Origin of the sequence: Methanocaldococcus vulcanius M7, assembly GCF_000024625.1 — an archaeon.
Lineage (GTDB): Archaea > AGJL01 > Methanococci > Methanococcales > Methanocaldococcaceae > Methanocaldococcus > Methanocaldococcus vulcanius.
Map to the genome: position 1 here is coordinate 1 of NC_013408.1, position 10,704 is coordinate 10,704.

General features: G+C 46.3%; 11 protein-coding genes. 9 read left to right on the top strand and 2 right to left on the bottom strand.

Going from position 1 to position 10,704, the window contains the following annotated elements; all coding sequences use genetic code 11:
- Positions 1-876: 876 nt before the first annotated feature.
- Entirely contained in the window at positions 877-1,119 is a 243-nt protein-coding gene (locus METVU_RS08735) for a hypothetical protein (RefSeq protein WP_012819831.1), read from the top strand.
- Here the strand turns inward: METVU_RS08735 and METVU_RS08740 are convergent, their stop codons facing one another.
- Complete coding sequence (locus METVU_RS08740) at positions 1,120-1,404, bottom strand: type II toxin-antitoxin system RelE family toxin (protein ID WP_012819832.1); 285 nt, start codon at positions 1,402-1,404, stop codon at positions 1,120-1,122.
- A 364-nt stretch (positions 1,405-1,768) separates the two neighbouring features.
- Between METVU_RS08740 and METVU_RS08745 the strand changes: the two genes are divergently transcribed.
- The 8 genes from METVU_RS08745 to METVU_RS08780 all read left to right on the top strand — a co-directional run bounded on the left by METVU_RS08745 (position 1,769) and on the right by METVU_RS08780 (position 9,936).
- Positions 1,769-2,095: a hypothetical protein gene (locus METVU_RS08745; RefSeq protein ID WP_012819834.1), complete on the top strand. Its 327-nt coding sequence runs from the start codon at positions 1,769-1,771 to the stop codon at positions 2,093-2,095.
- Positions 2,096-2,109: 14 nt separating this feature from the next.
- A complete protein-coding gene (locus METVU_RS08750) occupies positions 2,110-2,547 on the top strand; it encodes a hypothetical protein (protein ID WP_012819835.1) in 438 nt (145 codons plus the stop codon).
- Positions 2,540-2,911: a hypothetical protein gene (locus METVU_RS08755; protein WP_012819836.1), complete on the top strand. Its 372-nt coding sequence runs from the start codon at positions 2,540-2,542 to the stop codon at positions 2,909-2,911. Before METVU_RS08750 ends, METVU_RS08755 begins: the two co-directional genes overlap by 8 nt.
- A 326-nt stretch (positions 2,912-3,237) precedes the next feature.
- Positions 3,238-4,005, top strand: a complete 768-nt coding sequence (locus METVU_RS08760) for an SIMPL domain-containing protein (RefSeq protein ID WP_012819837.1) — start codon at positions 3,238-3,240, stop codon at positions 4,003-4,005.
- A gap of 1,168 nt (positions 4,006-5,173) precedes the next feature.
- Positions 5,174-5,542 (top strand): hypothetical protein, encoded by a 369-nt coding sequence (locus METVU_RS08765; RefSeq protein ID WP_048197130.1) that lies wholly within the window; start codon positions 5,174-5,176, stop codon positions 5,540-5,542.
- 103 nt (positions 5,543-5,645) lie between these two features.
- Positions 5,646-7,661 (top strand): hypothetical protein, encoded by a 2,016-nt coding sequence (locus METVU_RS08770; protein WP_012819840.1) that lies wholly within the window; start codon positions 5,646-5,648, stop codon positions 7,659-7,661.
- Positions 7,654-9,429 carry a UvrD-helicase domain-containing protein gene (locus tag METVU_RS08775; protein ID WP_012819841.1) on the top strand — a complete coding sequence of 592 codons (1,776 nt, stop codon included), beginning with the start codon at positions 7,654-7,656 and terminating at the stop codon, positions 9,427-9,429. Before METVU_RS08770 ends, METVU_RS08775 begins: the two co-directional genes overlap by 8 nt.
- Before the next feature lie 21 nt (positions 9,430-9,450).
- Positions 9,451-9,936, top strand: coding sequence for an Hfq-like protein (locus METVU_RS08780; RefSeq protein ID WP_012819842.1), 486 nt, complete (start codon positions 9,451-9,453; stop codon positions 9,934-9,936).
- Between the two features lie 225 nt (positions 9,937-10,161).
- Here METVU_RS08780 and METVU_RS08785 read toward each other — a convergent pair whose 3' ends face one another.
- The gene (locus tag METVU_RS08785; protein WP_012819843.1) at positions 10,162-10,671 is read right to left on the bottom strand and encodes a hypothetical protein; all 510 of its coding nucleotides are present in this window, start codon (positions 10,669-10,671) and stop codon (positions 10,162-10,164) included.
- Positions 10,672-10,704: the final 33 nt, after the last annotated feature.

Below are 10,704 nucleotides of genomic sequence, written 5' to 3' on the forward strand. Positions count from 1 at the left end.
GTATAAGACGGTTTCCCGACCCCTAGGGTTAGGGGTATCCATGCCCACCGGTGCACTACCCCCCCTTTCAATATGTATGTTTAGACATGCAACCTAGGGAAGTAACCACCTATAGGCCTGGAATAAAGGCTGGATAATGCCCCGTTTACCTTCATGCTCTGGACCTACTATCTCGGGGGCCATACATAGGGGGCTACCCTCCCCCTCCTTGGTTCTATTTTAGGGAAAACAACCCACAAAAGTAACCGCCGAGAGGCCCCAAAAGAAGCCCGTACATGCCTCCTATTGGGCACGGTTGCCAGTCTTCTACTTGGACCCCCTCCCCCTGGATTATTATTTTACTTCAATGCAATTATAGGCCAAGGCACTAAGCCAAAAATCCAAGACACTAGAGAGGCTCCCCCGCCAAATTGAGCCTTAACCTAAGCCCTTTCAGAGGAGTAACCAGGCAGAGGCTAACTTAAGCTACTAGACTATCTAAACTAACGTCTTGGGCTTTGGACCTACCTAAGTATGCAACACACAAAAGCCCGTCTATGCAATACAAGGAAGGGCCCCTGTGTATTGTAATACAATAAGGACACCCTCTATAGATATCTAATTAATGCCCCGAAATTTTGGGCCTCCCTTCTCTAGGGGTGCCCCCCTCAGGAAGGTGAGTATGTGGGAAGAATAGTCGAGGATCTCCCGGGGGTTTAGATTGGATTTTTTATTTTTTAGACATTGTATATATAGAGGTCCACCACGTACCCCGGTGGTAAAATTCCAGGACCCAACTTTTTCCGAGGCTAACAGGATCTCCCAAAGTGTGAAATATACCAGACCAAAACACCAGAAACATATTTAACCTACCATGACTAACCCATATTGATGAATATGAGCGAAGTAATCCATAACCCTAACGCTATCCTCCGGAGAATTAACGAAATGGAGAAAGAGTTAGAAGAATTGAGGGTTATAGTTCTCAAAATGAAGGCGGAGAGTCTTCCAGTTGAGGAAGTGGATGAAGAAACCCTAAAAGCTTTTGAGAAGGACCTAAAGGACATGATAGAGGGAAGGGTAGAAACTATTAGCGGCGATGAAGCCATTAAGATGCTTTCCGAACTTTTAGACGAGTGATTAGCGTTTTTTATATGCCCTCTCTCTCGGATCTAAGCGAACTACATAAACAATTTTTTCATTCCAATCTACAGCATAGAGAAGTCTATAATCACCAAGACGAAGGCGATAACTGTCACATCCATAGATTTTAACATCAGTCAGCGGTTTAATATCATACCCGTCAGGAATTGGGTTTTCTGGAAGCTCCCTAAGAAAGTCCCTAAACTTTCTCAGATGTGCCGGTTTTAGAACCTTGGGAGCGGATTTTATTACCTTAGGATGAACCTCAATCCGAAACACCATTATTTCCCCCTACATAATGCAAAGGTGTTAGGGTATTAAGCCTTTAGGGTGCGTGTGGAAACTTGGAAAGTTATTTTTCCCCTGGAACCTGGCCACCAATAACCAAGGTTAGACGGCACCTATTTTTATTACTTAACAAAACCGTTAAGTAGTCCCTGAACCTAGAACTATACTAGGCAACTAGCCAAAAGTCCCCTAGCCAACTTTCCCAACTTAGAAACAATCTCCCCACTCCCAGAAAATTGAAAGGAGGTTTAAACATGCTGAACCAAGGAAAAGAACGGCGGAAAGATAAGAACACCTACCCCCTACTTAACGAAAGTGTTAAATACTTAACAGAACAATTAAGAGGGAGAGGGCCACAATGAGCCAGGGACCAATAACCCAACTCCTAGAATTTTTCAAGGACGTGAACGGGAAACTAAGCACGCCCAAGAAACGAGAAGTAGCCAGAAAGCTACTAGAGGCTTTCCTAGACCGGAAGGGGAAAGTAAAGGCTTGGGAGATGGGCAACGAGATAATACCAGAGATCCGAGAGGACCTAGGCATATCCGAGGTTTACGCCTACAAGGTCCTAGGGGAACTCATAGAGCTTGGCCTTATTGCTAAAACCCTCAAAGGGTACGAACTAAGCCCACTATTCAGGAAAAGACTTTATCGCCTATATAAGGCCCTCGGCGACCTACTCTAGCCGAGGTGAGGAAAATGGAGATAACCATTAAGGAATACCTAAACAATCTCCAACAGGAGTTTAGGGTTCCCCTAAGAATTAGGGAAGTCAAAAGAACCGAATACGGCAAAATTACATACATCTACATTATAACCAACAGGGACACCCAAGAGAAAGAAGGACTAAAGTTAGCCCTCCCCTACCTCTTAGAGGGAATAGCCAACAGGTGGGACATCTACGAAATAGGAATGACCTACACCGGGACGCTTTACCTCATAACCGAGGACACCAACCAAGATGACCTAGGAATACTATACCACGATATTACCTACATCGAGGAACTACCAGAGATTAACCTAACCAGAGGGGAGGAACTAAGCCGGTATATCTTCTTTAGCCTAGTTGATGAAACCCACGCCGAGGCCTACATAATCCCCGAGGACCTACTAAGGAGGGATCCCATAAATGAATGAGGATCCCGAAATATACCTAACCAGGGGAGAAGTCCTAGAGCTCCCCACCCACGTCAAACTGGCCATAGTTCACCGCTTCCCGGAGAACTGGCACATAATCAGAAAAGCAACCCTAGAACTCCTAACCACCGGCAAAAGCCCCACCCACGCCGAGTTAGAAGCCTACGCCAGGCAAATATGGAGAAAACCCTATACCCCCTGGTTTCTTCTCAAAATCCGATGGGAAAGGGCCGGCATAGAGACCGAGCTAGTTAGACAGGCCATAGACAGAATAGACGCCAGTTATTACGAACTAAAGGGCATCAGGCTTAAAGAGAGTGTGCTAAAGGCTCTCCAAGAAAAAGCCAAGGCATCTACCCCCTAACTCCTAGAACTCCTCTCCAATCTCATTTTTACGGGGTTTATTAACTCCTTAACGGAAGGCGTAACAGCCTCAAATAAGCCAAAACTCCCGCTTCTAAGCTCCGATCCTAATAACTGTATTAACCGGGCAACATGGGGCCATACATAACAACAAAGGCACCAATTGGGAGACTAATTAGGAGACTAAACTAGGTACGGAATAAGGGATTTCGTACCTTAATCAATGCCAATTTAGGAGACTATATAGATACAAACACCCTAAACGATACCTATTAATACCCGTTTAGGCATACCAAAATATAGGAATTAGTACCCGGAGGTAGAAACATGGACCCGGAAAACGAAACCCCCGAGCCGGTAACCACCTTTGCCGGCTCAATTTGGAGGCATAGCCGTAGGTACGTTATACCCGTCCCCAAGAACCAGCTAGGACTACTCCTAGAGGATCCACTAGGACGGGACCGCCTCTATAAAATCCATATAAGCGTTAGGCCGATCCCAGAAATCAACACCCTGGAGCTAACCCTACTGGACATAGGATCCGAGAAAGTAGTAGATATCGCCAACCTAAGTGGAAAGGCCAACGAGCTAATAGATAAAGCCAGAAACCTTATTTTAGGGCTTCCAAGTGTAGCGGAGATTAGTAAACTCTGGAAAAGCGGAAATAAGTTCATATTTCCCATAACTCCCGATACAGCCGAGCTTATTCTACCAAAGATAGAACAGGCCAGTAAAAAGCTAGAAGAAGCCATTAAGCTCCTCAAAGTTAGGGACGTTTTAGAGAGGCTCCTAGACGAAAACCAAGAATACCAAGAACTGAAAGATAAACTAGGCGTTTGGAGGATTATTAGAGAGTTACCAGGGGAAGACCTACCCGAGGACTACCAAAAGACCCTAGAGAGAATGAAGGCCATAGAGAGGGAAGCCATAAGCCAGGCCATAGAAAAAGCTAGGACCATGAAAGGGACCTATAAACTAAGGCTCCTAGAGGGCTGGATAGAAAGGCCCCTAACCATAAAGATCTACCGCTTCCAGCCAAGAACTCCAGAGGAAGCCATAAGCCTCTACCGGAAAACTCCAATAAGGCTAGATTGACCTTTTACGGCACTCTCCTTTTTTGTGTATTAGAAGGACCTTAGGACCTTTTCTTTTTCATAGATCCTAGCCAGGTCCCGGGACATGAGTTAGACAATTGCCTAAATGCACAAGAAAGAACACTAACGGGGCTTTCTCCTCCCTCCGTTAGGCCCCGAGCTGCTGCCAGGTCCCTGGCTGCACTTTCGACACCCACCGAACCAAACCCACCCGGGAAAAATTTAATTCCGTTAAGAAGCCTAGTTTTTTGTTTAACTGTGTGGGAAGGCCAGTTTTATTTTTTAGAGCTTAGCCAGGCCTTGGTTTTGTCCGATAACGCCTAATTTATTTGCCTAATAGACCAGGCTACTAATCTTTCTCTCCTCCCGCTCCTTCCCCCCAATTTTTTACTTATGGTGTTAGTATAGTAAAGTTGCTACCTTTCTACCTAAACTACCTTTCTACCTATCATACCAATCCTACCCATCTTGGTCCGTCATATATGTACAACCCAAAAAACTCAACGAGAAAGGTAGCATGGGTTAGATAGGTAGAAAGGTAGCAAAGGTAGGAAGGTAGCATATACTATTAGGTGAAGTTGGTTCCTCTATTTTGGCTATAAAGCCCTCTAGGGGCTTATCCAATGCAGAGTAATGTACACTCCCTTGTCTCTATGTCTCGCCTAATAGACCGTACCTCTAATTTCCTCTATTCTCTCAACTTTCCACTCCTAATTTCTACTTATGGTGTTAGTAAAGTAAAGATACCCCAAATCCCCCATCAGCCCCACCAACCCCATCAACCCCACCAACCCCTTAAAATCTCATGACAAATATGTACAATCAGATTTACCCCCACAAAATTTGGGGTATCTGGGATATCAGGGGTTCGTGGGGGACGTGGGGGACGTGGGATATTCACTATTAGGCGGGATAGTTTGATGCTAAATTTGAAGGCTAGAAGCCCTAGAGCAGTTTTCTAGAAATGGATTAGGATAGGACCCAAGAATTTTGGGCTATTTTAGGGCTAAACGTGAACTACTGTTTTAAGTAATTACATCTACCCCAAATTTACCCCACAAATCTTTTAGGTTCACTTCAAAGTGAACCCGTGAACTACTAAACCGACGAAAACTTTATTTACCCTGATTCCCTAATGATGAGTAAAATAGCCTGGACTGGGTGATAATATGCAACAGGACAACCTAAAGTTCGTTGAACTGGATTTTGTGGAGATCATGAAAAGAATTGTAGCCAGGGGTGTAGATACCTGGGAAAATAAAAAGCCCAACAGGGCTTTTCTGAGTAAAGATGAAAGAGTGATCCTCGTTCCAAGGGCGCTAGTGGAGGAGTTTATACCTGAAGCTCCTCACCTGTTGGGTTATACCACTCAAAAGCTATTGAGAGATCTTAGGAAGTTGGAGGATAGCCCAATAGTTGAGGTTCTGGGGACTGCGTATCCGATTAAAATTCCTGACGAAAGCGGACGGAAGGTTTCTGTAAGGCCTTGGCCGATTAAGAGGGAATGGTTAGAGAAAAGGGGGGTAAAGATAAAATGAGCCCTAATGAGGGCCTAGTAGCCTGGGCTGGGTTTGGGCTGGGTGTCCAGGCAGATGGCGATACTCCGGTAGATATCAAATACATATCAAGGAGGTATCTCATATGGAGATGGAACGGGAGACTATAAATAATTTACCGTCTCCTAATCGGGGTACGGTTCTGGGTGCTGATCCGGAGACTAAGGGACAGGGACTAAGGAACCCGTACAGGGAGGTTCTAGAGGCTCTGGACCTATGGGAAGCTAGGAACCCTAAGGCCGGGAAGGTAACGGTAGCTGAGCTTAGGGAGTTGGGAGTTAGTCCTATCGCCAGAATGACCATTAAGGGCTGGATTTTATCTTTCGAGGTTCCTGATGAGGAGCTTCTAGAACTCCAGGAGGAGGAAGTTAAGGAAAGGGTGAATGAGGTTCCCGTTAGTGTTGAGGCATTGAGAAAGAAGGCTGAGGAGGAGGCCCTTAAGTGGGACTTAGAGCACTCTAATAACCTCTACCACCGCTATAAGCTCCTCAAAGAGAAAAAGGCTGAGTTTGAGCTTTTGAGGTCTAAGGTTAAGTGGGCTGATTTTGGGGAGAAGCGGAAGATCTTGGTACTGGCTCACTACATCATGGAGGCCCTTAAGCAAGATACTAACATGGTTACCCTGGCTAATCTCCGGAAGCCTGGCCAGTTCTATTACTTGGACGCTAAGGGTAGAAAGATCCGCTTTAATGAGTTGGCGTTTAATGGGTTCGTCAAGGAGCTAGGCTTAGACCCTGAGGAGCCTATTACTGGAGAGGATCTAGCCGTTATCCTGGTTAGGCGTTTTGGCTACACCGAGGAGAGCCTTAAGGGGTTCTACGAGGAGATAGTTAGGGACCTTATTAAGCCGTCTAGAATGAGGCTCCCGCCGTGCATTGAGGCCTTGGCGTTTAGGCCCCTCTTCTACGACACCAAGAAGGGCAGGATCATAGACGAGGGCCTTAAGGTCCTGGCGTCTTGGTTCAAGTACTACGCTAGGGGCTACACTACGGGGAGGATCCAGGGAGGCAAAGATAAGAAGGTGCTTCTTTTTGAGTTCCTACTTTCTAAGCTCTATGGGGACGTTATAGACGTAACGGAACAGGTCGAGATACTCCAGCGGTTTAAGAAGTTCTACGAGGAGGCTAAGCCGTTTAAGTGTGGCATGGTTCAGGAGGTAGAGAGGGCCACCAGCTTCAAGATTTGTAGCCTTAAGTGTCCCTTTGTGGCTCCGATTAACCGGGTTGAGGAGGCCTTAGCTAGCGTTGAGGAAGTGAACCTTTACGGGGCTGATTTCATCGAGATAAAGGCGGGGGATAATAAGTTTATGGAGGCTTATTCCTCTAGTTTAACTCCTCGGTCTAAGCTGGTTCAGAAGTTCGCCGGTTTCCTTAGTGTGCTCTATGCTGATCCGTTGATTAAGCCGGAGGAGGCCTTGGAGATACTGGAGGCTCTACTAGAGAGGGCTAGGATTGTCCAGAACTACCTTAGTCCGCTGGTAGCCGTCGAGGAGTGGTTTAGGGAGGAGATGGAGAGGCTCCTAGAGGACGGGGCTTTACCCTGGGAGCTTAAAGCCAAAGATAAGCCGTTTTTAAGTAAAGACGGAAAGCTACTCTATGTCCATAAGGACCTAATAGAGGCCGATTTAATCGGGGGTATTGGTCTAGAGGGTTACACCACCCAAAAACTGATTAGGGACCTTAGAAGGCTTCCGAATGCTCCAATAATTGGAGTTTCTGATAAGATAGCCGTAAAGAGGGATAGCTACACCGACGATAAGACTAAAGCCCGTTTCTGGATTATCCGGGTTAAGTGGTTGGAGGAGCATGGGATAGAGGTTAGGGTTAAGGTCCCGACGGTGGAGGAGCCTAAGACCGAGGAGCAGAAACCTGGGGAGGACCTTAAGGACGTTGGCGTAAACTTAACCCCGTTGGAGAAACTGATTTTAGAGGCTACTAGGGAGCCTAAGGACATAACCGAGCTTATAGACCTTGGAGAGAAGGCTAGGAAGTCCGAGGAAGAGGTAACTACGGCGGTGGCTAGGCTCATGCACTTGGGTCTAGTGAAAATGGGAGATGGGGGCAAATTGCAGAGGACCGTAGGGGTGGAGCCTAATGAGTGAGGCCCTTCCGGTTACCTCTTTTGAGTTCTCCCTACCGAGGGAGAGGATTATTAAGCTCTACGGAGCACCAGGAACGGGAAAGACTACGGCCTTAGTTAGGATTATTGAGCACCTTATAGGCTTCCAGGACCACACGGAGTTTTTAGAGAACTATGGCCTTAGCCTTCCTTTTGGCCAGTACGGGGCCGAGGACGTTATTTTTATGACGTTCCAAACTTCCGCTTTAAAGGAGTTTGAGGCCAGAACTGGCATTAAGGTTAAGGACCGCCCGAATAAGCCGGGCCGGTACTACTCTACGGTGCATGGAATAGCTTTTAGGCTTCTTATTGATAGTGGGGCGGTTGATGGGCTTATAACTCAAAACTTCGGAAGCTTAAGCCCGGAGGACTGGTTTAGGCATTTTTGCCGGCAGAATGGGTTAAGGTTCGAGAGTTCGGAAATGGGTTATTCCAACGTCTTTAATGAGGGTAACCAGCTTTGGAACGCCTTAACTTGGGCTTATAACGTCTATTATCCCACCAAGGGACCTAAGGCCCGTTATGAGGCTCTAAAGAGGCTGGCCCCTAAGCTCTGGAAGTTTCCTCCGCTTTGGGAGGAGTACAAAAAGGGAAAGGGGATCTTGGACTATAACGATATGCTGATTAGGGCATATGAGGGCCTTAAGAGTGGGGAGATTGACCCTAGGAACCTTCCGGGGCATAAGTACAGCCCTAAGGTGCTTATCGTTGATGAATTCCAGGATTTAAGCCCGCTTCAGTTCGAGATTTTTAGGCTCTTGGCCAACCATATGGATCTAGTGATTATCGCCGGGGACGATGACCAGACGATTTTTAGTTACCAGGGGGCAGATCCTAGGCTTATGAACTACGTTCCGGGGCTGGAGGTGGTCCTTAGGAAGTCCCATAGGCTTCCTATCGTGGTCCAGGCTAAGGCCCTAACGGTGATTAGCAAAACCAGGCATAGGAAGGAGAAGACGGTAGCCCCTCGGACGGATTTAGGCGATTTTAAGTATAAGCTCTTTTGGTTCCCGGATTTCCTAAACGACTTGGTTAGAGAGGCTCAAGAGGGCCATAGTATCTTTATCCTGGTTAGGACTAATCGCCAGGTCCTAAAGCTAGGAAAGGAGTTAATCCTAGCTGGTGTCCATTTCGAGCACCTGAAAGTAGATTATCGTAGTATTTGGGAGGCTGGTTCCAAGGAGTGGGGGACGTTCCGGGATTTGGTCCAGGCCCTACTTAAGGCTAAGAAGGGGGAGGAGCTAGAGGTAGCGGATTTGGTTACTATTCTCTACTATTCCGAGCTTATAGACTGGCATTTGGGCGAAAGGATTTCAGAGAAGGAGCGTTATAAGAAAATCGCCGAGCAGATGGAGAAAACGATAGAGGCCATAGAAAAGGGCCTTATGCCTTTTGACATTTTGAAGGTTAAAGAAAACCCGTTTTCGGTGTTGGATTTGGAGAAAATAGAGAGTTTAAGCCCTAGGCATGGAAAGATAGCCGTAGAGTTAATTAAGGAGCTTATGAAAGAAAAAAGCCAGGTGGTTAGTATTCCCAAGGACGCTAGGATTTACTTGGATACTCTACACGCTTCAAAGGGCCGGGAGGCCGACGTAGTGTTTTTAATCAACGATTTACCCCGGAAATGGTCTAGTATTCTGAAAACCAGGGAGGAGCTAGACGCTGAAAGAAGGGTTTGGTATGTTGGCCTAACCAGGGCCAGAAAGAAGGTTTACCTACTAAACGGAAAACACCCGTTCCCGATACTTTAGAGGGCTGGAGGAGGGTTAGGAATGCCGGAACCCAAGTTTGAAAAGGGCGTTTGGGTTTGTCCGATTTGTGGGTTTAAGGCTATGTCCAAGAAGGTGGTAATAACCCACATGGAGAGGGAGCACCCGGAAGCGATTGAGGAAAAGCCCAAGGAGGAGAATAAACCAGCGGAGAAAGAAGAGAAAAAGGAGGACACCAAAAAGAAGAAGGGGAGCGTTTCTAAGCGGAAGTTTAAGCTAGGAAAAACTGAAATTAGGCTTTGGGACTATGAACACCTAGACATGAAGGATCAAAAGGGCTGGTTAATGTTCCAAAACAGGAATTACACGGCAACACTCCACAAGAAACAGGTTAGGGTTAAGCTCCTCACCGGGGAGGAGTTTGAGGGCCTAATTAAAACCAGAGATCCGTTTTTTGTTAGCTTAATAACCAAAGATGGCCGAAAGCTCATAATCCACAAAGGGGCCATAGCTTACATTGAGGTATTGCCTGGTGATGAGGAGAGCTAGTTAATATATATGTAGGCCCGCCACCGACGGCAAAAATCTCTAAACAATGGGCAAAGAACTAGGCCAAGTTTCCTATTTTTGTCTAACTTTTGAGGTTTTATTAGGCATGAAGCCAAGCAAATGGCCTTTGCTTATCGCCACCAAAAAACGGTAATCTATGCCCTTTGGTAACTTTACCAACTAAAACAAAACTTTCCAGGCTGGAAAGTTTGATTTAAAGCCTATTCACTCCTCAATTAGGACATAATACACTTTACGACCTTTCCGGACCTTTCCAATCTTTTTCTTTTTCTCTAACCGCCTAAGAATATCGTATAACTCCCTACTGGAGAGTTGAAGCCTGGAAAGTAGTTTACTCGGGGAACCCTCACCACGCCGTATATAGTCCAAAACTAGTAGCTCCTTTTCGTTAGGTTCTAAACTTTCCAGGCTGGAAAGTTCCGATACGCTTTCCAACTCCTTTAGTTTATCATACACGGCCATAACCAGCCGAGATAAACTTTCCAATTCCTTATCTATCTCTTTCTTATCAGCCTTAGCGTCTAGCTTATCCCGTAGTTTATCCATGTTGGCCTGGAGCCTAAGAAGATCCTTAAGGGTCCTAGTCTGGACCTCCGTTAGCCCCCTAACTTGGGCCTTAAGTTGGATTACTTCCTTTTCCAGCTCCTGGACATGATAAGCTAGGGCCTTAACTTCCTCTGGATCCATGCCAAGTAACCAGGCTCTAAGCCCCATGCGATTACACCTAGAACCACTAGAGCACTAGGA